The organism is Sinomicrobium endophyticum (genome assembly GCF_052983315.1).
This window is the reverse complement of sequence record NZ_JBRKIS010000064.1, coordinates 29,053-52,677: the sequence shown is the minus strand read 5'-3', so window position 1 is coordinate 52,677 and position 23,625 is coordinate 29,053. Positions and strand designations below refer to the sequence as shown.

At 42.9% G+C, this 23,625-nt stretch carries 27 protein-coding genes and 1 other RNA gene; 14 read left to right on the top strand and 14 right to left on the bottom strand.

Features of this window, described 5'->3' with window-relative positions; translation table 11 throughout:
* Positions 1–47: 47 nt before the first annotated feature.
* The 7 genes from ACVBDU_RS22315 to ACVBDU_RS22285 all read left to right on the top strand — a co-directional run bounded on the left by ACVBDU_RS22315 (position 48) and on the right by ACVBDU_RS22285 (position 5,996).
* On the top strand, positions 48–863 hold the full coding sequence (locus ACVBDU_RS22315; RefSeq protein ID WP_447181887.1) for a universal stress protein: 816 nt from the start codon (positions 48–50) through the stop codon (positions 861–863).
* A 110-nt stretch (positions 864–973) separates the two neighbouring features.
* Positions 974–1,789, top strand: coding sequence for a universal stress protein (locus ACVBDU_RS22310; protein WP_447181886.1), 816 nt, complete (start codon positions 974–976; stop codon positions 1,787–1,789).
* Positions 1,790–1,911: 122 nt separating this feature from the next.
* Positions 1,912–2,751 (top strand): universal stress protein, encoded by an 840-nt coding sequence (locus ACVBDU_RS22305; RefSeq protein ID WP_447181885.1) that lies wholly within the window; start codon positions 1,912–1,914, stop codon positions 2,749–2,751.
* A gap of 86 nt (positions 2,752–2,837) precedes the next feature.
* A complete protein-coding gene (locus ACVBDU_RS22300) occupies positions 2,838–3,254 on the top strand; it encodes a hypothetical protein (RefSeq protein WP_447181884.1) in 417 nt (138 codons plus the stop codon).
* A 44-nt stretch (positions 3,255–3,298) separates the two neighbouring features.
* The gene (locus ACVBDU_RS22295) at positions 3,299–4,153 is read left to right on the top strand and encodes a PDDEXK family nuclease (protein WP_447181883.1); all 855 of its coding nucleotides are present in this window, start codon (positions 3,299–3,301) and stop codon (positions 4,151–4,153) included.
* Positions 4,150–5,523, top strand: coding sequence for an MBL fold metallo-hydrolase RNA specificity domain-containing protein (locus ACVBDU_RS22290; RefSeq protein WP_447181882.1), 1,374 nt, complete (start codon positions 4,150–4,152; stop codon positions 5,521–5,523). The genes ACVBDU_RS22295 and ACVBDU_RS22290 overlap by 4 nt, the downstream gene beginning before the upstream one ends.
* An 83-nt stretch (positions 5,524–5,606) precedes the next feature.
* The gene (locus tag ACVBDU_RS22285; protein WP_447181881.1) at positions 5,607–5,996 is read left to right on the top strand and encodes a DUF302 domain-containing protein; all 390 of its coding nucleotides are present in this window, start codon (positions 5,607–5,609) and stop codon (positions 5,994–5,996) included.
* Positions 5,997–6,032: 36 nt separating this feature from the next.
* Here ACVBDU_RS22285 and pfkA read toward each other — a convergent pair whose 3' ends face one another.
* The 6 genes from pfkA to ACVBDU_RS22255 all read right to left on the bottom strand — a co-directional run bounded on the left by pfkA (position 6,033) and on the right by ACVBDU_RS22255 (position 9,284).
* Complete coding sequence (pfkA, locus tag ACVBDU_RS22280) at positions 6,033–7,007, bottom strand: 6-phosphofructokinase (protein WP_447181880.1); 975 nt, start codon at positions 7,005–7,007, stop codon at positions 6,033–6,035.
* The gene (locus tag ACVBDU_RS22275; protein ID WP_447181879.1) at positions 7,004–7,222 is read right to left on the bottom strand and encodes a hypothetical protein; all 219 of its coding nucleotides are present in this window, start codon (positions 7,220–7,222) and stop codon (positions 7,004–7,006) included. Before ACVBDU_RS22275 ends, pfkA begins: the two co-directional genes overlap by 4 nt.
* A 219-nt stretch (positions 7,223–7,441) precedes the next feature.
* Entirely contained in the window at positions 7,442–7,666 is a 225-nt protein-coding gene (locus ACVBDU_RS22270; RefSeq protein ID WP_447181878.1) for a hypothetical protein, read from the bottom strand.
* Positions 7,663–8,085, bottom strand: a complete 423-nt coding sequence (locus ACVBDU_RS22265) for a hypothetical protein (protein WP_447181877.1) — start codon at positions 8,083–8,085, stop codon at positions 7,663–7,665. Before ACVBDU_RS22265 ends, ACVBDU_RS22270 begins: the two co-directional genes overlap by 4 nt.
* A gap of 21 nt (positions 8,086–8,106) precedes the next feature.
* A complete protein-coding gene (locus ACVBDU_RS22260; RefSeq protein WP_447181876.1) occupies positions 8,107–8,952 on the bottom strand; it encodes a universal stress protein in 846 nt (281 codons plus the stop codon).
* Between the two features lie 32 nt (positions 8,953–8,984).
* Positions 8,985–9,284, bottom strand: a complete 300-nt coding sequence (locus ACVBDU_RS22255; protein WP_447181875.1) for an HPF/RaiA family ribosome-associated protein — start codon at positions 9,282–9,284, stop codon at positions 8,985–8,987.
* Positions 9,285–9,606: 322 nt separating this feature from the next.
* Between ACVBDU_RS22255 and ACVBDU_RS22250 the strand changes: the two genes are divergently transcribed.
* The 6 genes from ACVBDU_RS22250 (at position 9,607) to ACVBDU_RS22225 (ending at position 14,695) form a co-directional block, all read left to right on the top strand.
* Positions 9,607–10,689 (top strand): ATP-binding protein, encoded by a 1,083-nt coding sequence (locus ACVBDU_RS22250; protein ID WP_447181874.1) that lies wholly within the window; start codon positions 9,607–9,609, stop codon positions 10,687–10,689.
* Positions 10,682–11,359, top strand: a complete 678-nt coding sequence (locus tag ACVBDU_RS22245) for a response regulator (protein ID WP_447181873.1) — start codon at positions 10,682–10,684, stop codon at positions 11,357–11,359. The genes ACVBDU_RS22250 and ACVBDU_RS22245 overlap by 8 nt, the downstream gene beginning before the upstream one ends.
* 255 nt (positions 11,360–11,614) lie before the next feature.
* A complete protein-coding gene (locus tag ACVBDU_RS22240) occupies positions 11,615–11,782 on the top strand; it encodes a hypothetical protein (RefSeq protein ID WP_447181872.1) in 168 nt (55 codons plus the stop codon).
* Positions 11,783–11,795: 13 nt separating this feature from the next.
* Positions 11,796–12,152 (top strand): hypothetical protein, encoded by a 357-nt coding sequence (locus tag ACVBDU_RS22235; RefSeq protein ID WP_447181871.1) that lies wholly within the window; start codon positions 11,796–11,798, stop codon positions 12,150–12,152.
* A gap of 35 nt (positions 12,153–12,187) precedes the next feature.
* Positions 12,188–13,525: a TrkH family potassium uptake protein gene (locus ACVBDU_RS22230; RefSeq protein WP_447181870.1), complete on the top strand. Its 1,338-nt coding sequence runs from the start codon at positions 12,188–12,190 to the stop codon at positions 13,523–13,525.
* Between the two features lie 45 nt (positions 13,526–13,570).
* Positions 13,571–14,695 carry a porin gene (locus ACVBDU_RS22225; protein ID WP_447181869.1) on the top strand — a complete coding sequence of 375 codons (1,125 nt, stop codon included), beginning with the start codon at positions 13,571–13,573 and terminating at the stop codon, positions 14,693–14,695.
* Positions 14,696–14,950: 255 nt separating this feature from the next.
* Here ACVBDU_RS22225 and ssrA read toward each other — a convergent pair.
* Positions 14,951–15,348: a transfer-messenger RNA gene (gene ssrA / locus ACVBDU_RS22220) on the bottom strand.
* Between the two features lie 142 nt (positions 15,349–15,490).
* Here ssrA and ACVBDU_RS22215 point away from each other — a divergent pair.
* Entirely contained in the window at positions 15,491–16,693 is a 1,203-nt protein-coding gene (locus tag ACVBDU_RS22215) for an NAD(P)-dependent oxidoreductase (RefSeq protein WP_447181868.1), read from the top strand.
* Positions 16,694–16,710: 17 nt separating this feature from the next.
* Here the strand turns inward: ACVBDU_RS22215 and ACVBDU_RS22210 are convergent, their stop codons facing one another.
* The 7 genes from ACVBDU_RS22210 to ACVBDU_RS22180 form a co-directional block, all read right to left on the bottom strand.
* On the bottom strand, positions 16,711–17,817 hold the full coding sequence (locus tag ACVBDU_RS22210) for an endonuclease/exonuclease/phosphatase family protein (protein ID WP_447181867.1): 1,107 nt from the start codon (positions 17,815–17,817) through the stop codon (positions 16,711–16,713).
* Positions 17,817–17,981: a YqaE/Pmp3 family membrane protein gene (locus ACVBDU_RS22205; RefSeq protein WP_447181866.1), complete on the bottom strand. Its 165-nt coding sequence runs from the start codon at positions 17,979–17,981 to the stop codon at positions 17,817–17,819. The genes ACVBDU_RS22210 and ACVBDU_RS22205 overlap by 1 nt, the downstream gene beginning before the upstream one ends.
* Before the next feature lie 99 nt (positions 17,982–18,080).
* Positions 18,081–18,899: a 3-deoxy-8-phosphooctulonate synthase gene (kdsA, locus tag ACVBDU_RS22200; RefSeq protein ID WP_447181865.1), complete on the bottom strand. Its 819-nt coding sequence runs from the start codon at positions 18,897–18,899 to the stop codon at positions 18,081–18,083.
* A gap of 64 nt (positions 18,900–18,963) precedes the next feature.
* The gene (rlmB, locus tag ACVBDU_RS22195) at positions 18,964–19,707 is read right to left on the bottom strand and encodes a 23S rRNA (guanosine(2251)-2'-O)-methyltransferase RlmB (protein WP_447181864.1); all 744 of its coding nucleotides are present in this window, start codon (positions 19,705–19,707) and stop codon (positions 18,964–18,966) included.
* 393 nt (positions 19,708–20,100) lie between these two features.
* A complete protein-coding gene (locus ACVBDU_RS22190; protein WP_447181863.1) occupies positions 20,101–20,802 on the bottom strand; it encodes a hypothetical protein in 702 nt (233 codons plus the stop codon).
* Positions 20,803–20,900: 98 nt separating this feature from the next.
* A complete protein-coding gene (locus ACVBDU_RS22185) occupies positions 20,901–21,902 on the bottom strand; it encodes a hypothetical protein (RefSeq protein ID WP_447181862.1) in 1,002 nt (333 codons plus the stop codon).
* A 13-nt stretch (positions 21,903–21,915) separates the two neighbouring features.
* Positions 21,916–23,616, bottom strand: a complete 1,701-nt coding sequence (locus ACVBDU_RS22180) for a SusD/RagB family nutrient-binding outer membrane lipoprotein (protein ID WP_447181861.1) — start codon at positions 23,614–23,616, stop codon at positions 21,916–21,918.
* Between the last annotated feature and the right edge of the window lie 9 nt (positions 23,617–23,625).

Here is a 23,625-nt window from a genome sequence, read left to right as displayed (position 1 = left end):
TTTGTTCTGAGGTAAGGTTATTTTTGACGGTATATAAAAACCGCAAAATGAAGAAAATACTATTACCCACGGACTTTTCCGACAATGCCTGGAATGCCATCGCATACGCCCTGGAGATGTTTAAAGAAGAGGAGTGCGAGTTTTATGTATTGCACACTTATTTGCCTGCTTTCTACGAAGTGGATTATCACGGGATAATAGAAAACACTTTATCCGGGTTGGATACGACTATGGAAAGGATTCACCGGGAGTTTCCCAATGAAAAACACAGGTTTTATTCGCATTCGGACTTTGATCTGCTTACGGATGAGGTCAGGGACCTTACACGGGATGAAGGGATCGACATGATTGTTATGGGAACCAAAGGAGCTACCGGGGCCCGGCGGATCTTATTCGGAAGCAATACTGTCTTTGTAATGCGGAAAGCTACGATCCCGGTATTGGCCGTTCCCGACAGGTACGAATATAAAGGAGTGGAAAGAATACTGTTTCCCACGGACTATCTCAGGCATTTCAAAAAAGAAGAATTGGTGCCCCTGGTGGAAATAGCAAAAAAGTATCAATCCGAAATTACAGTACTTCATGTGGAAGAAGACCTGGATTGGACGGAAAATGAACAGCAAAACAAGGAAAGGTTAAGCGAACTCTTAACGGGTGTCGATTTTGACTTTGTGGTTGTCAACGATACGGACATCCCCGCCGCAATAGACGATCATTTAAGAGAGAATCATTACGGTTTACTGGTTATGATGCACCGACAACATTCTTTCCTGGGAAGATTGTTGCGGAGAAAAAATATCGATACCATCGGGTTTAAACTGGCGATCCCTTTTCTGGTACTTCAGGGAACTCCTGCAAAATAATCAAAAAGAATAAACCGGTATCCGGAATAATCATTGCCGCGTCTATTTTAAGATTATTTAAGTTGTAAAAGGTTCCATAGTAACCGTTGAAAAACCACAAAAACAGACATATGAAAAAAATACTGATCCCCACCGATTTTTCCGTCAATGCTCATAAAGCTATGGAATATGCCATATATCTTTTTGAAAGGGAGGCATGTACTTTTTATCTTTTAAATGCACAGGACACGAACCTGACAAGTTTAAACGCCGGGAGAACCAATAGTTTTTCTGCAAAAATGATGGAAGACCTGTTCAGAGAAATCTCTATAAAAAACACGAACCCGAAACATTTTTACGAAAGGGAAATAATATATGATTCTTTGGTTAATGCCATAGGGACAACAGTAATCTCCAAAAATGTGGATTACATTTTTATGGGGACAAAAGGCTCTACGGCGGCGAGAGAGATCTTTATGGGAAGCAATGCACTGAAGGTAATTAAAAACATGGATATCTGCCCGGTGGTAGCCGTTCCCGCGGAGTATGATTACGACCTTCCGGATGAAATACTATTTCCCACGGATTTTAAAAATACTTATGAAGAACCCGGATTAAAGCCCCTGAAGGAAATTGCCAGGTTGTGGGGGGCGAAAATTAGGATATTGTATATCACAGAAGAAGAACAACTAAACGATGTACAGGCAAAGAACAGGAAAAAACTGGGAAGGCTGTTAAAGAATCTAACCTTTACCCAGGAAGAAATTGTTAAATACGGCAATATATCCAAGGTTATTGCCGGGTATTCCGAAAATAAGTCTATCGGGATGGTTGCCATGATAAACAATAAACACAGTTTTGTGGAGAAGCTATTCCGGGAACCGGTAATCAGAAATGTGGTTTTCAGAACAAAGGTCCCTTTTCTGGTGATACCGGATATAACATGATCTTTATCAAAGATATGAAGAGACCAGAAGTGGGGTAAAACCATAATGAGATATCCCTATTCCCTGTCCGGTACGACAGGATGTATAAAATACCTATTACTAAACTAATAAAGACAGGTCCGATGAAACGAATACTTGTTCCCACCGATTTTTCCGCCAATGCAAGAAAAGCTGCTGAATATGTTGTTCAACTGTTCCGGGATGAGGCGTGTGAGGTCATACTGCTCCATACCTTTGGTTCCGGCAGTACGACAAATATGATGGTTTTACAGGCAGCCCATCCTGCTTATGAGGCAGCACTTGTAAAGTCGCAGAAAGGATTGAAAAAACTTTTTGATATTCTTAACCTCCCAGGGGTAAACGAAGATCATTCTTTTGAAATGGTTTCCAGGTATGGTCACCTGGTTGAAGTTATCAGGGAGATAATAGCCGCAAAGGATATCGATATGGTCGTTATGGGTACCCGGGGGGCAACCGGGGCTAAAGAAAGATGGTTTGGCAGTAATACCGTTGCGGTAATGGAAAGTGTGTTCAACTGTCCCATACTGGCAGTACCCGAATCTGCCGAGTTTAAAATTCCCGGAGGGATCGTATTTCCGTCTTCCTTTAAAAATTCCTATAAAAGAAAGGATATCAGTCCGCTACTGGAATTGGCGAGAAAACACAAATGCATCGTAAGAATATTACATATCGGGGACAAGGAAGAGCTGGATGAAGAACAGCGCGATAACAAAGCCTGTCTTATGGTAAGGCTGGAGGGGATAAAAACCTTTTATCATGCTTTGACCAATATAGATACCGAAACGGCGATTCGTTGTTTTACGGAAAGCCGTGAAGATGTGGACATGATAGCGTTTATGAACCAAAAGCGGAGTTTGTTCCGTACAATGATCAAAAAACCTGTACTCAAAGGGCTGGGGCACCATGGCAAAGTTCCCCTACTCGTTATGTATCGCTCGTAAAATTGATTAACCGGGTATTTATTCTTAAATTTATATATTATCCGAAAGCCCGGAACACAAAAATGTAATCTAAAAATCAAAGACTTATGAAGAATGTAGGTATCTGGATGGACAGGAGAAAAGCCCATCTCGTCACCATGGAAAAGGGTGATGAAAAACTGGAAACGGTAATTTCAAACATAGAGGCCTACAGGCCCGTAGGGGGATCGCGATCCAAAACAAGGTGGGGTCCACAAGATGTGGTCCAGGACAGCAAGTATACGGAAAGGAGAAAACACCAGATGAAAAGGTATTTTGAAGACCTGGCCACGAAGATCAGGGATGCGGAAGTCATAGCTATTTACGGCCCCGGGGCTGTAGGGCATAAATTTGCCGAATACCTGGAGAATGACCACAAACCTTTAAGAGAAAAAGTAAGATGTGTAGAAAAGGCTGATAGTATGACAGAGAATCAGGTGAGAGCATTGGTACGGAACTTTTTTGTCTCCGTTAACCGTGACTGATACTATAGCTAAAAAAGGTAAGATCGCAATACCTGACCGGAAATATGGACCATACCCAATCGTTTACAATTACAAAAGCCTCGGGAGAGCAGGCCGATTTTTCTTATGAGAAACTGCGTGCTTCCCTGAAGCACACCGGGGCGGGAGGGCAGCTTATAGAGCATATTATCCGAACGGTTCACAATGAACTTTACCCCGGTATTTCCACCAGGGAGATTTACAACCGGGCCTTTGCCATGCTTCGGAAAGACACCCCTGTATTTGCGTCTAAATACAAGCTCAAGAAGGCTATTTTTGAACTGGGGCCTACGGGGTTCCCGTTTGAGAAGTTCATTGGAGCTGTGTTACGTTATTCGGGCTATGAAAATGAAATAGGAAAGGTAGTTCCGGGAACCTGCGTAAACCATGAGGTTGATGTATTTGCAGGCAAGAACGGAACAATTACCCTTGTAGAGTGCAAATTTCATAGCGAACAGGGCCGGAAATGCAATGTTAAGATTCCCCTGTATATCCATTCCAGGTTCCTGGACATAAACAGTGCCTGGAAGAAAAATGGTGAAAATGATATGACAGAACCCTGGGTGGTGACCAATACCCGTTTTACTTCTGATGCCCTGCAATATGCTCAATGTGCCGGATTGTATTTGTTGAGCTGGGACCATCCGAAAGAAAATAGTCTGAAGGACAGAATAGACCGTCTCGGGTTGCATCCTGTCACATCTTCGACTTTAATGACAAAACGGGAAAAACAGTTTTTACTGGATAAAGGTATCGTACTATGCAGGGATTTGCACAAAGAATCCTTTATGCTCGATCATATTGGTGTTTCCGAAAAACGGAAGAAAAATATACTTCGGGAAATATGTGCATTGTGTAATGTAAATCACGCGGCAGAATGAAAAAAGAGGTTAAAATACATTTCCTGGGAGCCGCCGGCACTGTTACGGGGTCCAAATTCCTGGTAGAGACATCAGATCTGAAGGTCCTGATTGACTGCGGATTGTTCCAGGGAACCAAAGCATGGCGGGAACTGAACTGGCAGGAGATGGAGTTTGATGTGGCGGATCTGGATTTTGTAATCCTGACTCACGGTCACCTGGATCATGTAGGATATTTGCCCAGGCTCGTAAAACAGGGGTTTGAAGGTAAGATATACGGTACAGCACCTACGCTGGCCATAACCCGGATCATATTAAAAGACAGTGCTAAAATACAGGAAGAAGATGCCGATCGAGCCAATAAAGAGGGATTTTCCAGGCACCACCCGGCCCTGCCGTTATATACCGGGGAGGATGTGGAAAAAACCTTGCTGCACCTGGAAGTACAATCCCGTGACCATTGGATACATTTATCAGGAGATATTGCCGTCCGGTTCCGATATAACGGTCATATTCTGGGAGCGACATTTATAGAAATGGACCTATACGGCAAACGCCTTGTGTTTTCCGGGGACATAGGCAGGCCCGGGGACCCGCTTTTGTTTGATCCCGGGAAACCGGATAAGGCCGATTATCTCTTTGTGGAATCTACCTACGGAGACCGGCTCCATCCCCGCGAAGATGCCAGTGAAGTACTGGGTACTATAATCGGGGAAACCATACACAAAAGAGGGAACCTTATTATTCCCAGTTTTGCGGTAGAGCGGACGCAGGTGCTGATATATCTTTTGTGGAAGATGTACAAAAGAAACAAGATACCCCGTATCCCCGTTGTTATAGATACACCTATGGGCGAACAGGTACTGCAGGTTTTTCTACAGTATTTGGACTGGCACAAGGTAAGCCGGGACGAGTTCAGATCCATATTGAACTATGTGGAAATTGTAGACTCTTACCGGGAAACCTGGAATGTTATAGATAATACCCAACCAAAAATAGTGATTGCAGGAAGTGGTATGGTAACCGGGGGTAGGGTGCTGACCTATTTAAAACAGCTGATAGATAAGGAAAGCACTACCGTACTTTTGGTAGGTTTTCAGGCCGAAGGGACCAGGGGAAGAGACCTGAAGGAAGGTGCGAAGGAAATTAAGTTTTTTGGTAAATATTATCCTGTGCGTGCCAAAATAGAATGCATGGACTCTCTTTCGGCCCATGCAGACCAGGAGGAATTATTGAACTGGCTGTCTGAAATCAAAGGAAAACCGGAGAAAGTTTTTCTCATCCACGGAGAGCCGGAAAGCGCACGGGTTTTCGGGGAAAGGATTAAAGATGTGTATTCGTGGGACACTTACATTCCGGAACACAACGAGGTTATTACCCTGTTGCTTTAATGTCATTTTTCCTGTTGGTTGTGAAGTCCCGAAGAATCACAAAAAATATTGCAGAAAACAGATAACAAAATAAAAATGTTGTCATGAAATACTATTATGGAAGAATACTGAAGGATATCTCTTTTGACGAAGCCGTTGAAAAGGTAACCGGAAAACTATCGGAAGAAGGGTTTGGCGTACTCACCACTATTGATATTAAAGAAACGCTTAGAAAAAAACTGGATGTAGATTTTAAGAACTATAAAATATTAGGCGCGTGCAACCCGGCATTTGCCTACAGAGCCCTGCAGGAAGAAGATAAGATCGGTATAATGCTGCCGTGTAATGTGGTGGTACAGGAAAAAGCGCCCGGATTAGTGGAAGTAGCAGCAATTGACCCTGTTATTTCCATGCAGGGGATCGGAAATACTGCACTTGCCGGTATAGCGGAGGAGGTGAAAAATAAGTTGCAAAGAGTTATAGATATGTTGTAATCATGGCAGACATGTTTTTTTCGAAAGCAAGATCTCTTATGTCGTTAATATTTCCAGGAATTTCAGCGCATCTTTGTCTATATTCATATTCCTGTTTTTTACATTTGCAAGCGGCGTTGTGAAAAGATCATTTTTTATAATGCCAACCATACTGTTCTTTTCTCCCTTCAGCAAGGCTTCAACGGCTGCAACTCCCAGTCTTGCGGCAAGTATCCTGTCAAAAGCCGTAGGGGAACCTCCCCGTTGAATATGGCCAAGAACAGATATCCGGATATCCCTTCCCGCCGCATGTTTTTTAACCTTTTCCGCTATGGTGATGGCACCTCCGCTTTCATCGCCTTCTGCTACGACAATGATAAGAGATGTTTTTTCCCTGTTCCTGTTTTTAGCAAAACTGCGTTGTAAATATTCCAGATCGGCTGTGGTTTCGGGAATCAGGATACCATCTGCTCCGGAAGCCACTCCTGTGCCATAAGCAATATAGCCGGCATCCCTTCCCATCACTTCTACGATGAAAATGCGATCATGAGATTCGGCGGTATCCCGTATTTTGTCTATGGCCTGCATGGCAGTGTTGAGAGCGGTGTCATAGCCTATGCAATAGTCTGTTCCGGAAATATCATTATCTATGGTTTTCGGGATACCTATGACCGGAATGTCTTTATACTCTTCGCAAAATACACGACCTCCTTTTAGCGAACCGTCACCGCCAATGAGTATAAGGGCATCTATTCCGTTTTCCCGGAGCCGGTGATAAGCTGCTTTGCGTCCCTCGTCGGTTTTAAACCGGGCGCTTCGGGAAGATTTTAAAATAGTTCCCCCGAGATGTATAATATGATTTATTCCGGGAGGATGCAATGGCATAAAGTCCCCGGTAATCATACCTTCAAATCCTCCTTTTATCCCCAGAGTTTTTATATTATGGTAGGAAGCGGCTTTCACTATGGCCCGGATACAGGCATTCAGGCCCGGAACATCTCCTCCTGAAGTCAATATGGCAATTTTCTTCATGCTCTGATCTTTTGATGACCGTGTTCGTAATGATACAGCAAGTGTTTTAGGTCGTCTAAATATCGGGAAAAAATTTCATTGTCCAGTCGCGGCTGCTCCATATACGGAATAGTTATGGGGTTTTCGTCCAGCAACAAGTATAGTTCGGGATACTCTTCTTCGATTTTTGTTAAAAGAGCGTAAATGTCATTTTGGATTTTTCCTGGTTGTTGCATGACAATTATATTAAATGTGATCCTAAAAGTAGCTATAAATGAGCTTTTTGTGTATGATAAATGTCATTGACAGCTGGTCTTTTGGGAATTATTTTTAAACCGGTTAACCATACGGTTTTTTATGATGAATAAATTACCCGGTAATGTGTTTTCCTATATTCGCAGACATTTCAGAGAAGGATATGTCAGAAATGTCGAATCCGTGCGAGATAAAAACGGTCATTTGCTGAGCAAAGCAAAAGTATGGAGGCGATCCTGGTGATTGACCAGGAGCTGAAAGGTCTTTTCATAAGCATTATCTATGATCTGTTGTACTTCGGTGTCTATCTTCCGTGCGGTTTCCTCGCTGTATGGCCTGAATAAGGATTGTTCCGTTCTCCCTGTGGAATCGTAATAGTTGATGTTACGTAAAACATCAGCTTGGCAATGATCTGTTTTTATCAATGGGTGCTTTTATGATCCTTATCACTATCCGGAGAACAATCACACATATTGCAGATTACGGTACGCATGTGTTCATCGCTCATCATCATAAAACTCATAGTTTCGCAAAAAACACTGTCCCTGCCCATCATATCTATGAGGTGCTGCATGGTACCTTTTGCTGCTTCCCGGTTGTTTTCCAGCATATTCCGGGTCAGTTTAAAGTCGTTGTTCAACAGGTGTATAGCGTATTCGTTTTTAGTGATATGTTCCATAATTTCTCCTGTCATTCCCCGGTCGTTACACATAGCAGTTATGATTTCATTTCGCTGTACGGGGTCTTTGAGCAACTCCCCGATCGTTTGCGGTTGTTCCCGGGAACAACCGCTTATGAAGAAAGATAAGACCAGAATTATCGGTAATACATTGTTGATTCTCATGTCGTTTTTATCTATGGATTATCAGCGGTTTTGGATATGCATAACCAGAATGGGGGTTTTGGTATAAAAGCTAATGCCTTTTACCACCGGTTTTTCTATTACCCTGTAGAAGAAACTGTGTTTCCTGTTTACCAGTGCAATAAGATCGGCATTCCTGCTTTCGGTAAAACAGCTTATTCCCACGGCAGGCTCAATGTTGGTGAGGGAATGAAAGGTATATTTGGTTCCATCCAGGTGTTCCTCCAATAGTCTTTTGTTCCCTGTTTGGGTTTCCGTAAGTTCTTCGTTCTCCTTGATATGTAATACCCGTATTGTCGGTTTAAATTCCCTCGCTATATTTAATAAAGGAGATATTTCATTTTCTTTATAAGGCAATTCGTAGGAAGTGGGAACAATAATTTCCCTGTATCCCGTAAATTCAGCCTGGGAAGGAATAGCCAGGACCGGGCAGGCGGTAACATTTTCCATGACGGTCACAGCATTGCTCCCGTAATTTATTCCTTTGGCGTTTTTGGCGCCTTTGGTCCCCATAACTACCATATCTATACCTTTTTCTTCTACAAGATGGTTTATGGCGTCCAGGAGAAAATTATTTTTGGAAAGACCTTCAAAAGAATGTTTTGGGTTTTTGGCAAATGCTAACCGGCGTACAGTATCTTTTATATTTTTCCGGCTTTCTTCTAAAGCAATATCATAAGCCGGATTTCCGGGCTCCGGGTACATCATGTTGGAGGTGGAATAATTGTAAACCTTAAATATATTCAACACGTAAAACATACATTCTTCGTGTTTATACAGTTCCGTGGCATAGGCAATGGCGTTCTGCGCGTGGTCTGAGAAGTCGGTGGGAAGGAGGATTCGTTTCATGATTTTTATTTTTAGCGGTTGAAAAAGTTCCGTCAACGGGGACTCATCTGGTGTTTTCTTTTGTTCAATTGTTGTTTTACATCATTTAGTGTTTCGGCCAGTGAAATTTCAAAGGACGTTTCATTGGAAGAAGCAAATATCTCAGGCCCCGGTACGCTGAGCCGGATATCACAGATCTTACCCCTGCCGCCGGAGGACGGGTCCTGTTTAAAAAAGACATCGGCTTTAATAACCCAGTCAAATTTATTGGTCAGGACATGCAGTTTTTTCACGGTGAGAGCTTCAAGTTTTTTGTCAGTGTTCAGTTTTACAAAATGGATGTCAGTTTTCATTTTTTAGTTTTTTTATTAAAAGAGATTCAAAATTCTTTTCCTGTTGCGGATTTTATCCGGATTCTTGTTTCCCGGCATAAAGCCCCGGAGACGTTTTATTTTGTAAAGAAAAGCATAGCAACCCGGTTGTGAAATGATGAATATCATGTCTTTGAAAGTCGGGGAATGATAAATTGGATGTTATTGATTTTTAGAAACTGTTAAAGAGATATGTGAGGGTTATCTCTGCAAAAATCTGTTTCTTAGTATATTTGAATAGCTTATCATACATCTTTGTAAAATCTTTATATCTCATTCCCTAAATTTGTAACAAAACAATTCGTTGGATTTATTCAGAACGAGGAAATATAACCCTGCCAGTCAATATGCGATAAGTGTTTTTCTTATCATTTTGACTTCGATCATCGCTTTTTTTTCGGTAGATTTTATCGGTTATCGGGTGGTGGCCCTGGTTTTGTTGCTGGTCGTTTCACTACTGGCCATGTTGTTTGACATTTTCCCTGTTCTGATCACCGCGTTCCTTAGTGCCCTGATCTGGAATTTTTTCTTTATCCCGCCCACCTTTACCTTTCATATCGGTACCCCGGAAGACGCCTTGATGTTCCTGATGTATTTTGTCATTGCCCTGATCAATGCGGTATTGACTTTCAAGATCAGGGAATATGAAAGAAAAGCCAGGGATGAGGAAGAAAGGGAGAAAAGTATCCGTTTGTACAACACCCTGCTCAATTCCCTGTCACACGAATTGCGGACACCCATATCTGCGATAATCGGAGCCATTGATACTATTAAGGACAATGGAGGGAAATTGTCTCATGGTAACAAAACGGAATTATATTCCGAAATTGAAATTGCAGCGTTTCGCCTGAACCGGCAGGTGGAAAACCTTTTGAGTATGAGCAGGCTGGAAGCCGGGATATTAAAACCCAATCCGGACTGGTGCGATACAAACGAGCTGGTTTTTAAGGTTATTCAAAGCAATAAGGAAGATGCCAGGGAGCATTATATAGAATTTACACCGGATGAAAACCTTCCCCTTTTTAAAATGGACAGCGGGCTTACCGCACAGGTGTTACACAATGTCCTTCACAATGCTTTACAGCACACTCCTGGTGGAACCACGATCCAAATTAAAGTGGAAAATACGGGAGACCAATGCAGAATTACCATTTCAGATAACGGACCGGGATTTCCGGAAGATGAGATAGGCCTGGTTTTTGACAAATTTTACAGGTTGTCCCATTCGGCTACCGGAGGAACAGGGTTAGGCCTTTCCATAGCCAAAGGATTTACCGAAGCCCTTGACGGAAGAATTCAACTGGAAAACCAACAGGAAGGCGGGGCTATATTCACTATTGATATTCCCTCGGAAACCTCATTCCTTAATCCTTTGGAAGATGAATAAAGCGGAAATACTTATTATTGACGATGAACCCCAGATACGAAAACTACTTCAGATCAACCTGGAAAGTAACGGTTATAAGGCAATACAGGCCGTGAACGGGAAAGAAGGCCTGGCCCTGGCAGCAAACCATCTGCCGGAACTCATCCTCCTGGACCTGGGTTTGCCCGACAAAAGCGGACACGACATCCTGAAAGAATTAAAAGAATGGTATCACAAGCCCATTATAATTCTCTCTGTCCGGGATGGTGAAAGCGACATTATTTCCGCACTGGACAACGGGGCTACCGACTACCTCACCAAACCATTCAGAACCGGGGAGCTACTGGCAAGGATACGTTCTGCTATACGGAGAAGTCAACATGTAGCGAACGAAACCACAATAGTCTGTGGTGTTCTTGAAATAAACCTGGTAGCACGGGTGGTTAAAAAGGACGGTAAAATTATAAAGCTAACCTCAACAGAATATAATCTTTTGGCTCTTTTTGCCAGGAACGAAGGCAGGGTATTGACGCACCAGTATATTTTAAAGGAGATCTGGGGTTATAGTTACCAAGCCGAAACCCAATACCTCCGGGTGTTTGTGGGTACTCTGCGTAAAAAAATCGAAGAGAATCCCAATAACCCGCAGCATATTATTACCGAAAGTGGCGTCGGTTATCGCTTTCAGTGACCTTTATAAAATCTTTATATCTCCGCAATAAACCTTGATTTTTTACATATCCCTTTCACCTGACCTTTGTAGTGTTCAAATATCACAGGTGTGAAATGCCCATGAACAGTTCGGACTTATTTCCGATCCCGATAATTATCGGGATCATCGGCGATAATATTCCCGGGTATTACTCACAACGAATTTAAATTATATGATGGAGTCGGTGAGTCTTCGATTTCCATACGGCCTGTGAGAAACAAATAAAAAGAAGAGATGAAATGGAATTTTTTCTATGACGAAACCGAAGGGGTGTCCTATCATTCCTTAAAAGATTGGTACCGGGAAATCCGCTACCTGGTCTGGCCTGCTGTTATTATCATCGTTTTAATGGTTACGGCCTTTCTTCTGGTCTATATCCATGCTATTCTGAATGCTCAATAGTAATATTAAAAAAATGACTACCGAAAACAGAATTTTTGACTGGGGCGAAGATACCGCAGCGATCATTGTTAACATTTGCCTCGATGTAAATGCTTTGAAATTGTTGTGTCGAGAAAGACATACTACGGACATGACCAGAATTTTCCGGTGTGATGAAGATATAGGGAAGAGCCTGGACAGGTTGCTGGGGGCCGGAAACAGGAAAGAATTTAAAGACTGCCTGGAAATTTCCAAAAAACAGGTGGAAGAAATTATCCGGATTGGCACTTCGGGCCAGCTTCATTTTCCGGAGATGTATCCCATAAAAAATTGCCTGGAACAGCTTCACACTCGTCTAAACCTCCTGGAAGAAAAAATAAATAGTGATTAAGTTTGGTCTTTTAGACTGTTTTTAAGAAAAAATATATGCACAGTTTAATTAAAAAATATCGGAAATTCCAATTGTCTCTTTCTCCACAACAGAATTTACTGTATGGATTTATCACCTATACTTGTATAGGCTGGTTGCTCTTATGTTTTCCTTTTTTTCACAAACAGGCGGTTTCAGCCCTGGATAGCCTGTTTATTGCTACTTCGGCGATTTCTACAACCGGATTGGTAACCGTAAGTGTATTTGACACTTATAACTGGTTCGGACAACTGGTGGTGATGATACTTTTTCAGATAGGAGGTATCGGCTATATGACTTTTACTTCTTTTATTTTATTGTCCAAAAAAAGTAACCTTACTCACTGGCACCAACGTATTCTGAATGCAGAGTTTGCCATGCCCAAAGGGTTCCAGATCAAGGATTTTTTGCGGGCGGTCATTATTTTTACCGTGGTGATAGAAACCCTCGGGGCCTTGTCCCTGTATATAGCTTTTACCAGTGCCGGGGTAGAACACAATTTTGCCATCTGGAGCAGTATCTATCACAGTGTTTCCGCTTTCTGTACGGCGGGATTCGGGCTTTATAATGACAGTTTTGAACAATTTGCCGGAAATACTCCGGTCAACGTTATCCTCTCGGTACTGGCTATTTGCGGGTCCCTGGGCTTTATCGTGGTGACGGATGTATGGAACAGGCTATCCGGAAAGGTCAAATGTATTACCTATACTACTAAAATCATTTTTACGGTACTCTTTCTTTTATTGACGATAGGTACTGCTATGATTTACTTTTTTGAGCCGTCTGTAAGTTCTCTGGGAAGCTCTAAACTAATGGCTTCCTTTTTCCAGGCCATGACCGCATTGACCACGGTAGGTTTTAATACGATTCCGATCGGTGATTTTTCGCTAGCCGTTCTTCTTATAGTCATTCTTTTGATGTATGTAGGAGCTTCTCCTTCCGGTACCGGAGGTGGACTGAAATCCACAACCCTAACAGCTTTGATAGCCATTATGTGGAGCCGTATCCGGAACAATAACCGGGTGACTTTTTTTGGTAAGACCATTCCTTTGGAGCGCTTGTATGTAGCGACTTCGGTTTTTATCCTTTATGCTTCGGTCATATTTGTGGCTACCTTATTGCTGGCCTTCACAGAAGATTTTCCCCTGCACAATATCCTGTTCGAGATCACTTCTGCCATCGGTACGGTGGGGTTAAGTACTGGTATTACGGGCGATCTGAGTGCTTCGGGTAAACTGGTAGTCATCTTTGTTATGTTTGTCGGTCGATTGGGAGTACTGACTTTTGGTCTGGCGATTCTGGCGAAAAGACAACGACTCAAAACAAGAGCAGACCTGGACGATCTGGCTGTTTAGTATTTCTCCTTTCTTTTCTCAGATAGTTTCTTAAAATTTTAAACTATGTACATAAGATCAATAATTCTTTGTATTTGCCTTTTTACCGTCTTCAATCACAGTATGGCACAGACCGATAGTTCCTGGCAACAAAAGCCTCAAATCCGCCTTTCCGGTTTTATGGACGTGTTTTATGTCTATGATTTTAACCACCCCGGAACGGACTATCGCCAGCCTTTTTTCTTTAATCACAACCGGCATAATGAATTTAACCTGAACCTGGGACTGGTAAGCCTGGCGTTGGAACACGAAAAATACAGGGCTAATCTGGCCATGCAGGCAGGTACCTATGCCAATGACAATTACGCAGCCGAACCCGGAGTTTTGAAAAACATCTTTGAGGCCAACATCGGAATATCGTTAAACCAAAAGAACAATCTTTGGCTGGATGCCGGGATCTTACCTTCACATATAGGTTTTGAAAGTGCCGTTTCTATGGATAACCCGACATTGACAAGGTCTATGTTAGCAGAGAATTCTCCTTACTTTCTCACAGGAGCCAGGCTCACTTATACACCGAGCAGTACATGGGAATTAGCCGTATTGGTTTGCAACGGCTGGCAGCGTATTGAACGGTTACAGGGAAATTCCCTGCTTTCTTTTGGTACCAGGGTGACTTACAGTCCGGGTGACGGAATGACGTTGAACTGGAGTACGTTTATTGGTACCGATGATCCGGACAGTACACGACGGATGCGGTATTTTAATAATGTATACGGCCAGTTTCAGCTGACGGACAGGCTTGGGATCACCGCAGGTTTTGATATGGGGATACAACAAAAACAGAAAAACAGTTCGGCATATGATATTTGGCTGAGCCCGGTTTTGATAGGGCAATATACGGTAAATGAAAACTGGAAAACAGCAATCCGGGCAGAATACTACCAGGATAAAACCGGGATTATTATTCCAACGGGAACGGCAAACGGATTTACAACCACAGGATTATCCTGGAATGTCGATTATGCACCGATTCCCTGGATGTCTTGCAGGCTGGAAGGCCGTTGGTTGCATAGTCGTGATACTGTATTTGAGACTAAGGACGGAACTTCCAATAATAACTTTTTCATAGGGACATCAATAGCAGTTAAGTTTTCGGAAGTCTTAGGGAGGGATAACCAGGTAAAATAGTATTGAGTTCGTCTAAGACGTGAGGTTTCCGGGATATGATCTCTCCTGTGAGATATGTGAAATCAAACAAAAATATGTCTCGATGAAGTTGCAGGAATTTCTGGCTTGTTTGAGGAATTTTCGGCACGATGATCGTGTGTCTTAAAATACCTTTTTCCCGATGGAAAAATCTATAAAATTACCAATTGCAATTTTCCCTTATTCTTTCCCTTTTAAAATTAAACCCCCGTAAACTCAGTGTTTACGAGGGTTTATTAGTGGAGTCGGAGAGAATCGAACTCTCGTCCAAACAGGCAATTAAAAAGCTTTCTACATGCTTAGTTCTCGTTCGTTTTTCGACGCAGGGCTGACCGAAAACCGCCTACCGTGCGCTTAGCTTCTTAAGGTTTAAAATATTGCCGAAGCTACAATATCTCTATGTTGACTTTTATGGTGCCTCCTTGCGGACCGCCGTCAACAAGGGCTATCCGGAGACATCCTGCTTTTCCGCCTTGCGGAAACGTGGCTAAATCCTACTATAATTCGGATTACGCAGCAAGAGCGTAGTTATTCTCGCCATTTAAAAGGTGTGAAACATGAGATTTAAGAGCTATATCCCAGCGCTCTGCATGCTTACATTTCAATTCGACCCGCTGTCAAAACCAGTCGACCCCAGTATGTAAAGAACGTCGTAAAATAATTACGGAACCGCAAAGGTACTACAAAAAATTATTCGCCGAAAATCTTGCGGGGAATAATTACAACAGTTACATTTGAAACAAATAGTATGCCAAAAAGTTATAAAAATATAATTACATGAAATTTGGAATAATCAGGGAGAGAAAAAACCCTCCGGATAAAAGGGTGGTATTGTCTCCATCTGCCTGTATACGAATTAAAGAACAGTTCCCGCAGGTGGAATTATATATAGAAAGCTCGGACATCCGGGTTTTTTCGGATAAAGATTATGAAGAAGCCGGTTTTCCTGTTACAGATGATGTTGCGGATTGTGATGTACTTTTAGGGGTGAAAGAGGTTCCTGCAGATGCTTTGATCCGTGGTAAAAAATATTTTTTCTTTTCACATACTATTAAAAAGCAGCCGTACAATCGAAAATTATTACAGGCTATCCTGGATAAAAATATAGAATTGTACGACCACGAGGTCATAACGGCACCCGGTGGACGACGATTAGTGGCATTCGGACGTTATGCGGGGATAGTAGGGGCATATAACGGAATAAGAGCTTATGGGTTAAAATCAGGACTTTACGACATCCCTAAAGCCGACACACTTCCGGACCAATTGGCTTTGATCGAAGTTTTGAAAAAAACAAAGCTGCCCGATATAAAAATACTGCTTACCGGAAAGGGAAGAGTAGGCGGAGGTGTAAAAGAAATGCTGGACGGTATGGGACTTAAAGAGGTAGATTATGAGATGTATCTGAACCAGACCTTTTCGCACCCAGTATATTGCCGGATAGATGTACTGGAGTATAATAAAAGGAAAAACGGAGAATCTGCTTCTGTTCCGGATTTTTACAAGAATCCGCAGGAATATGAATCCGATTTTATGCGGTTTGCCCGCGTAACGGACCTATACATAGCAGGACATTTTTACGGTCAAGGGGCTCCCGCTATTTTCACCCGTAAAGATGCTATGTCCCCGGAGTTTAATATTTGTGTTGTAGCGGATATAAGCTGTGATATAGACGGCCCGGTTGCGTCTACTATTCGGGCATCTACCATCGCCGACCCCGTTTACGGTTATGATCCTCGAACCGGGGCGGAGACAGATTTCAGGCAGGATGACGCTATAGCAGTAATGGCAGTAGATAACCTGCCCTGTGAATTGCCCAGGGATGCCAGTGAAGGATTCGGTGATATGTTCACGGAATATGTTATGCCTGCTTTTTTTAATGAGGACAAAGATGGTGTCCTGGAGCGTGCGCGAATGACTTGTGAAGGGCGCTTAACCGATCGTTATGCCTACTTGCAGGATTATGTCGATGGCAAATAGAGGGGCGCTTTCCGGATTCATGCGCCGGTTGACTTGTATTGGGTTTTTTCTGTTTTGACGATAGGATCTGCCTTGGCAATTTTTTCCTGCGCAAGATCTTTATCTTCGCGGTCTGCTTCAGGTTCTTCCTGTACTTTTTCGGCGAGTGTACGGAATTGCAGATCGGCATATATAGGAAAATGATCCGAGCCTACGCCAGGTAATCTGCGGATTTTATTAAGCATAAAATCCTTGGAATGGAATACGTGATCCAGCGGCCATCGAAGAAAAAAATAGCCGGCATGAAATGTACTGAACATTCCCCTGCCTATTCTCGGGTCTAATAATCCGCTGATTTTCCGGAAAAGGGTGGTGGTATATGACCAGGCCACATCGTTCAGGTCTCCGAAAACAAGAGTGGTTTCTTCTGCCCTTTTTACCTTTTCCCCCACAAGTAATAATTCGGCATCCCTGTCTGTAGAGGTATCACTTTCCGTAGGACTTGGCGGCATAGGATGGAGACAATGGATTTTAACTTTCTTCCCGGAAGGTAGCTTTACATAAGATTCAATAGACGGGATATCGTCTTTCACCAGGTACATTGTTTTTGCATCTTCCAGTTCCAGGTTGGAGTACAGGTGCATTCCGTAAAGATTATCTAGCGGGATTTTAACACTATACGGGTAATCTTTTTCAAGGACGTTCAATTGCTCTTCCCACCAGGAATCCGTTTCCAGGGTAAGTACCATATTTGGATTTTTCCGGCGTATAAGTTCAATGAGTTTGTCGGAATTTCTGTTTGGGGTAAGTACGTTACTTATCAGGAAAGAAATACGATTATGATCATCCTTTTTTCCTTTGTAACGGATTACTTCCGTTCTGTAAAATGGGGTATACGGTAAAATTTTTGATGTCTGATAGAAAATACAAAGAGTTAAAACACCTGTAAAAATAAAGGGAAATGGAGTTGTAAAATGAAAAAAACAAAGACATAATACAAGTCCTGTTATTCCCAGTAGCCACAACTGCATTCGGGGAAAATCAAACATACGAATCTGCCAGTCGTCCCACTTCAGGAGTGGAGCAAGAGTGAAAATAATAAAAACGGAAGAAAGCGCAATGGCCGTTATTTCCGGTATCTGCATTATTTATCGTGTTTTGCAATAATCCATATGGCATGAATAATTCCGGGAAGAAACCCTAACAGGGTTAAAAGAATATTCAACCAGAAAGCTCCTTTGAGACCTACGGTAAGGAATACACCCAAAGGAGGGAGGATAATTGCAAATATTATTCTCAGAATACTCATATCTTTTATTATTTTAAAGATTTGTCTAAACTAAGATAGCTTTTTCTGTCTGATAAGACAACTAATATATGCGCATATTTTCCCCAATAGCGATACCTGTTAAAGGGAATTTATTGTTTTTCGGATGGCAACCAGGTTGGTCAATAATTTTTCCAGGTGATCGATATGGAGCATGTTTGCTCCGTCACTTTTGGCATTAGCCGGGTCGAAGTGGGTCTCGAGGAACAATCCGTCCACGCCGTTAACCACACCTGCACGGGCAATGGTTTCGATCATATCCGGTCTTCCCCCGGTAACTCCGCTGGTTTGGTTGGGCTGCTGAAGCGAGTGGGTGATATCCAGTACCACCGGGGCATATTGCCGCATAGTGGGAATCCCCCGGAAATCTACGATCAGGTCCTGGTATCCGAACATAGTTCCTCTGTCCGTAATAACCGCTTGCTCATTACCACTGTCCAGAACTTTCTGTACGGCATGTTTCATACTTTCCGGACTCATAAACTGTCCTTTTTTCAGGTTTATGGTCTTTCCCGTTTTTGCCGCGGCAACCACCAGATCGGTCTGGCGAACAAGAAATGCAGGGATTTGTAGAATATCCACATACTCTGCAGCTTTGGTGGCATCATCTATTTCATGAATATCCGTAACCGTGGGAATATGAAAGGTTTCGGACACCTTCCGGAGTATTTTAAGAGCTTTTTCGTCGCCGATACCGGTAAAACTGTCTATACGGCTGCGGTTGGCTTTTTTGAAACTTCCTTTGAATACGTATGGTATCTGTAGCTTGTCGGTAATATTTACTACTTTTTCCGCAATGCGCATGGCCATCTCTTCTCCTTCTATGGCACATGGGCCGGCAAGGAGGAAAAAGTTGTTGGTATCGGTATATTTTATTTGTGGGATCGCTTCTATTTTCATGGTAACGTTATTTTATTCCTGTCCCGGTATCTACGGAAAAGGGTTTTGTTTTACAATAGCAAATTTAGAGGGTATTTTGTCGTTGTCTTACCACTTCATATAAAAAAACACCGCAGGCCACGGATACATTCAACGAGCCAATACTACCATACATGGGAAGCCGGGCCCTGTGGTCGGCAGATTTCAGAACGGATGGTGAAATACCTTTATCCTCAGCCCCCATTACAATAGCCAGGGGAGTGTCCAGTTGCAGATCGTAAAGCGTATCTTCGGTTTTTTCGGTAGCGGCAATGACTTGTATACCGGATGCCTGGAGATAAAATACAGCATCTTTGATATGGTCTACCCTGCAAATAGGTACATTAAACGCTGCCCCTGCAGAAGTCTTTACCGTATCGGCTGTTACGGGAGCTCCTCCTTTGTTCTGGACAATGATACCGTGTACCCCGGTGCATTCGGCAGTGCGGATGACAGCACCGAAATTCCGCACGTCCGTAAGCTGGTCCAAAAGTAAAAAGAAAGGTGTTTCCCCGGATTCTACAGTATTCATAACCAGGTTTTCCAGGGAATGAAATTCCACAGGCGATATATTGGCAATAACACCCTGATGATTTTTTTTGCTGAGTCGATCGAGTTTCTCCAGGGGAACAAATGATGCGTTTATCTGTTCTTTGCGGAGCAGGGTTTCCAATTCCGAGAACAATGCGCCCTTCAGCCCTTTCTGGATGAAGACCTTGTCAATGGCTTTACCGGAATTAATGGCTTCTATTACCGCCCGGATACCGAATATCTGATAGTCTTTTTGCATGGGGCAAAGGTATGAAAAAGAAGCTGTTCTTATCCTGGATAAAAACAGCTTTCATACATTTGTAAATTTAAGACTGTTAAAAGAACTCGTCGTTATACACAGGGAGGACCTGGGATAAATCTACAGTTTGTCCCGTCATATTCGGGATTTGTGGTGCAGCATGTCAATTCGGGATCACAACACTTTGTAGGAGTTCCGGGAGGAGCTCCGCCAAGAATTGTTTTCTGTTCGTTTTTGTTCAGTACCTGAACGTCTTTTAACTTTAGTAAATCTTGTAGCATAATTGAAAATTAACAGGTTGATTTCTCCCAAACATTTAGAGACACTCAGGACTGTGTCTTTTACAGCTTCCGAACATGTTATTTTATCGGCATATTCTTTGAATTTCAGTGGTCATAACTGCAATAAAGAGTTGCAATATTCAATAACGTTTATCAGGTCTTCTGATTCTTTGACGTTCAGGTTATTTTCTCTAATATACAGTTTTATATCTGCTCCTCTGGCTTTAAATAGCTTTATAACATAGTTGTTTTTAGATTTTATCTCCACGATTTCCTCGTCGCCAAACAGCACAAAAAAATCTTCCAGGTCAACGAATCTTGCGGGTACATCCACATCAAAACTCGTTACTGCAGGCTTAGATTCCGTGAGGACTTTTCGATATTTTTTCAGTAAAGTACACTTTTCATTTTTGGAAACTACTTCAAAGTACCCGAATTCTTTCACATCCCTGTTCTTGTAGTATTTGAAGATAAATTTTCTCTTATTCAACACTATTTCTATGTCACTTGCCGCTGCGACAGCATGTATGGTATCTTCTTTTTTTAGTTCAAATTCTTCGGCATAGATGTTATATCGCAGCATATGTTCACCAAGAGCTTTGTCCCGGTAGTATATGATGCCGGGGGCAAAATTTTCGTCCAGGTAAGCAGAACCGGTGATTTTTGTAGCTGTTGTCCTGTTGTGTCTGGAAGGATCTATTTTCCGGATCACCTGTTGGGCATATTCTATAACCCTGAGGTCTTCTGTAAACCGGTTGGCTGGTTGTGCCCTGTTGGATGGATCCTGGGGATAGAGTGCAATAGTAAATAACATTGCGAAAAGGGTAACGGGTATTATTTGGATTTTCCGGGATTTCATTATTAGCTAATAACAAAGAAAGGGGCGGTACGCCCCTTCTTCAAGTTTACTTATTAATTGTTTTCCGTAAAGATAGCCGGCCAGTCTTCGTCATTTTCCCTGGTAAGCACGGTGGTACCGCCTTCCCCGAAAGCGTTGGACCATTCTATCGTCATTTCCGGACCGGAAACACCGGTTATGATATAGGAATAGGCAGCGGCATCCGAATCTTCCTCCCGGGATATTTCCAACCCCTGACATACCCAACCGATTCTTGTACCGCTTTCCGTATCGGGGTCTGCACCATAACAGGGGTATAGGCCAAAACTGAGATCGGAGGTAGCGTAAGAACCTTCGGTATCGGTTTCTTCCCAGGTCACCGTACCTGTGATGGTATCTTCTTCACATTCGCCGGGAAAGTCGGAAACAGTACCTGTAAAGGTATTTGTGGTTACAAAGGAATGTGTTCCCGCCAGGCTTTCCGTGATCACACACGGAATGGATACGTTATAGGTGAAAGGAGAGGCAAAGAAAGCCCCTCCGGATACGGTGGCACCCACGGTGGATTTGGAAAAAATCCTACCGTCCGTAAGTTCCAGTTCGAAGCTGACAGCCCAGTTATCTCCTCCTTTTACTTCGGATATATCTATCCCGGTGGTTGAGATCATTTCTGCCACAGAAACGGAATATACATACCGGGGCATACCGTCATCGTCTGTTGTAAATTCGGAAGCGGGTATAGTACTGTGCAAAATATCTCCGGTGGAAATCCCGGTATCATTGCTGTCTGCCAGGTCTGTGTTATCCTGGAAACGTATATATGTACGAACTTCCCGGAGTAAGGCACCGTCTTCATAATCGTCTTCCTGAAGAACAACGGTAAAACCAAAACCTTCCTCAAACTGAGAGGTGTTGTAATTATACGGTGTTGCATCGGACTCTATATCGATGGTTCTGAGGATGGCCCCTCTGGTCATATCATCGTAAACCATATCCACTGTTTTATCTCCGTCACAGGAAAGGAATGAGATGATAAGCAAGGACATGAGCAATAATCTATTTGAATGTTTTTTCATGATTCGTATTTTTTTAATTGGCAACAGGAAAACCTTGCTCCGGATTAGTATCCCAGAATACTCTGGTGGTAACATTAGATTTCTGACTTACATTAGCATTATTATTGGCATATGCGGCAGGATACAGGAACGACCGGATAAACCCTCCGGGATTTGGTTCTAGGTTTGGCTGCAGGTCATAAGGGGCTCCTGTTCTTCTGTAAAAATTATAGGCATCTATGCCATTACCGAAAAGAGTAACCCACAATTCTTTGGCTATGATGTTGAATTTTTCGTCTCCGGAAGCAGCATCATAAAGTTGCCCGACTTCCGCCATATAGTCAATGTCATCCGTTAATGGCGCTGCTTCAGACAGATCTGCATTACCATCCAGTTCGCCAAAGCTTCTTACTTTGGAGAAAGATTTGGCAATACCGGCAAGCATATGGCTTTTTGCGTCTGCCGTATTTCCTTCTTCATAGCTGATCTCCGCCAGAAGGAAGTCTATTGTAGAGCTGAGGAGTATGGGGGTAATTCCCGCACCGCCACCTCCGAGGCTTATATCTACGGCTTCAAAAGTATTGTCATCAAATCGTCCTCCTGCCGGGTATACGCCCCAGGTGGTTCTCCGGTTCCCATCGGGGGGAATACCGTCATCATCCCCGTGATCTCGTCCCCAATAACCGTTTGGAAGGTTACAGAAAGAATAGCCACCGTTTATATAATGTTGTGGAGTAGGCTCTACGCTACAGGTGAGTTCCTGTTGGTTGGTCGGAGCCCCGTTACCGGGAGTAGTAGGGTTCTGACGATAGAAATAGTACTGCATCCTGGGGTCTGGTTTTTCAAAAGTGGAATATGCGTTTCCCACTTTATCCGATTGCATGTAATTCATCAGCCAGTTAGGCATATAGCTTTCGGCTCCCGTAGATTTATAGTTGTCTATGTATTTGGGATGGCGGCTGTCCGGATTCACTATATTACGCCCCCATTGAAATTGAAAGTCTTCTGAGATATCTGTGATATAAGTCCCTGAATCTACAATTGCGTTGATATTGTCTATAGCACTGTCATCTACAAGGCGTTGTTGTACGTAAATTTTTATTTTCAGCGAATTAGCAAGTTTTTCCCAATTGGTCCAATCATTACCATAGTACATGTCGAACTGAGGATTGGCCAGGTAATCTTCATCGAGGAACAATACAATGGCTTCATCAAGCAGTCCGAGAGCTGCCTGGTATACGGAAGCTCCGGGATCGGGGGCCGGGTTGAAATTTTCAGCTCCCCGAAGCGCTTCACTATATGGGATCTCACCGAAAAAGTCTACAAGCGTTACTATGGTGTAAGCTTCCAAAACCTTTCCTATGGCAATATGCTTTTTCAGTTCGGTTTCTTCCGCAAGGGGATACATGGCATAAATGTCTGCCAGCATGGTAGAATATGCTGTTCTCCATTCGTAATCAAAATCGGAAGGACTGTATGCCTGTAAATACTGCCTGGTATCCATCCACCCAAGTCTTGTGACCCCGGAGGCTACAATAGCGAGTCCTTCGTCACCTTCACCGTCAAAAAGTTTTGCAAAGTCAACCTGTATCTTGTTTAGATAGAAGTCGGCAGAGGCTTCTCCGGGAGGAAGCTGGTTAGGGTCTTCGGTAAGGTCCAGATCTGTTGTTTCGCAGGAAAACAATATTCCTAATGAAAAGATCATGGGTATTATTTTGTGATTCCACATTTTCATGGTCGTATA

Bases quoted from the DNA above. Each gene is read 5' to 3' on its own strand.
- ACVBDU_RS22275 (WP_447181879.1), bottom strand. From the start codon at position 7,222: ATGCAACAACCAGGAAAAATCCAAAATGACATTTACGCTCTTTTAACA.
- pfkA (WP_447181880.1), bottom strand. From the start codon at position 7,007: ATGAAGAAAATTGCCATATTGACTTCAGGAGGAGATGTTCCGGGCCTG.
- ACVBDU_RS22215 (WP_447181868.1), top strand. From the start codon at position 15,491: ATGAAATTTGGAATAATCAGGGAGAGAAAAAACCCTCCGGATAAAAGG.
- ACVBDU_RS22310 (WP_447181886.1), top strand. From the start codon at position 974: ATGAAAAAAATACTGATCCCCACCGATTTTTCCGTCAATGCTCATAAA.
- ACVBDU_RS22205 (WP_447181866.1), bottom strand. From the start codon at position 17,981: ATGAGTATTCTGAGAATAATATTTGCAATTATCCTCCCTCCTTTGGGT.
- ACVBDU_RS22180 (WP_447181861.1), bottom strand. From the start codon at position 23,616: ATGAAAATGTGGAATCACAAAATAATACCCATGATCTTTTCATTAGGA.
- ACVBDU_RS22240 (WP_447181872.1), top strand. From the start codon at position 11,615: ATGAAATGGAATTTTTTCTATGACGAAACCGAAGGGGTGTCCTATCAT.
- ACVBDU_RS22210 (WP_447181867.1), bottom strand. From the start codon at position 17,817: ATGCAGATACCGGAAATAACGGCCATTGCGCTTTCTTCCGTTTTTATT.
- ACVBDU_RS22235 (WP_447181871.1), top strand. From the start codon at position 11,796: ATGACTACCGAAAACAGAATTTTTGACTGGGGCGAAGATACCGCAGCG.
- ACVBDU_RS22190 (WP_447181863.1), bottom strand. From the start codon at position 20,802: ATGTTATTTACTATTGCACTCTATCCCCAGGATCCATCCAACAGGGCA.
- ACVBDU_RS22300 (WP_447181884.1), top strand. From the start codon at position 2,838: ATGAAGAATGTAGGTATCTGGATGGACAGGAGAAAAGCCCATCTCGTC.
- ACVBDU_RS22305 (WP_447181885.1), top strand. From the start codon at position 1,912: ATGAAACGAATACTTGTTCCCACCGATTTTTCCGCCAATGCAAGAAAA.
- ACVBDU_RS22285 (WP_447181881.1), top strand. From the start codon at position 5,607: ATGAAATACTATTATGGAAGAATACTGAAGGATATCTCTTTTGACGAA.
- ACVBDU_RS22225 (WP_447181869.1), top strand. From the start codon at position 13,571: ATGTACATAAGATCAATAATTCTTTGTATTTGCCTTTTTACCGTCTTC.
- ACVBDU_RS22295 (WP_447181883.1), top strand. From the start codon at position 3,299: ATGGACCATACCCAATCGTTTACAATTACAAAAGCCTCGGGAGAGCAG.
- kdsA (WP_447181865.1), bottom strand. From the start codon at position 18,899: ATGAAAATAGAAGCGATCCCACAAATAAAATATACCGATACCAACAAC.
- ACVBDU_RS22260 (WP_447181876.1), bottom strand. From the start codon at position 8,952: ATGAAACGAATCCTCCTTCCCACCGACTTCTCAGACCACGCGCAGAAC.
- ACVBDU_RS22255 (WP_447181875.1), bottom strand. From the start codon at position 9,284: ATGAAAACTGACATCCATTTTGTAAAACTGAACACTGACAAAAAACTT.
- ACVBDU_RS22290 (WP_447181882.1), top strand. From the start codon at position 4,150: ATGAAAAAAGAGGTTAAAATACATTTCCTGGGAGCCGCCGGCACTGTT.
- ACVBDU_RS22265 (WP_447181877.1), bottom strand. From the start codon at position 8,085: ATGAGAATCAACAATGTATTACCGATAATTCTGGTCTTATCTTTCTTC.
- ACVBDU_RS22185 (WP_447181862.1), bottom strand. From the start codon at position 21,902: ATGAAAAAACATTCAAATAGATTATTGCTCATGTCCTTGCTTATCATC.
- ACVBDU_RS22245 (WP_447181873.1), top strand. From the start codon at position 10,682: ATGAATAAAGCGGAAATACTTATTATTGACGATGAACCCCAGATACGA.
- ACVBDU_RS22230 (WP_447181870.1), top strand. From the start codon at position 12,188: ATGCACAGTTTAATTAAAAAATATCGGAAATTCCAATTGTCTCTTTCT.
- ACVBDU_RS22315 (WP_447181887.1), top strand. From the start codon at position 48: ATGAAGAAAATACTATTACCCACGGACTTTTCCGACAATGCCTGGAAT.
- rlmB (WP_447181864.1), bottom strand. From the start codon at position 19,707: ATGCAAAAAGACTATCAGATATTCGGTATCCGGGCGGTAATAGAAGCC.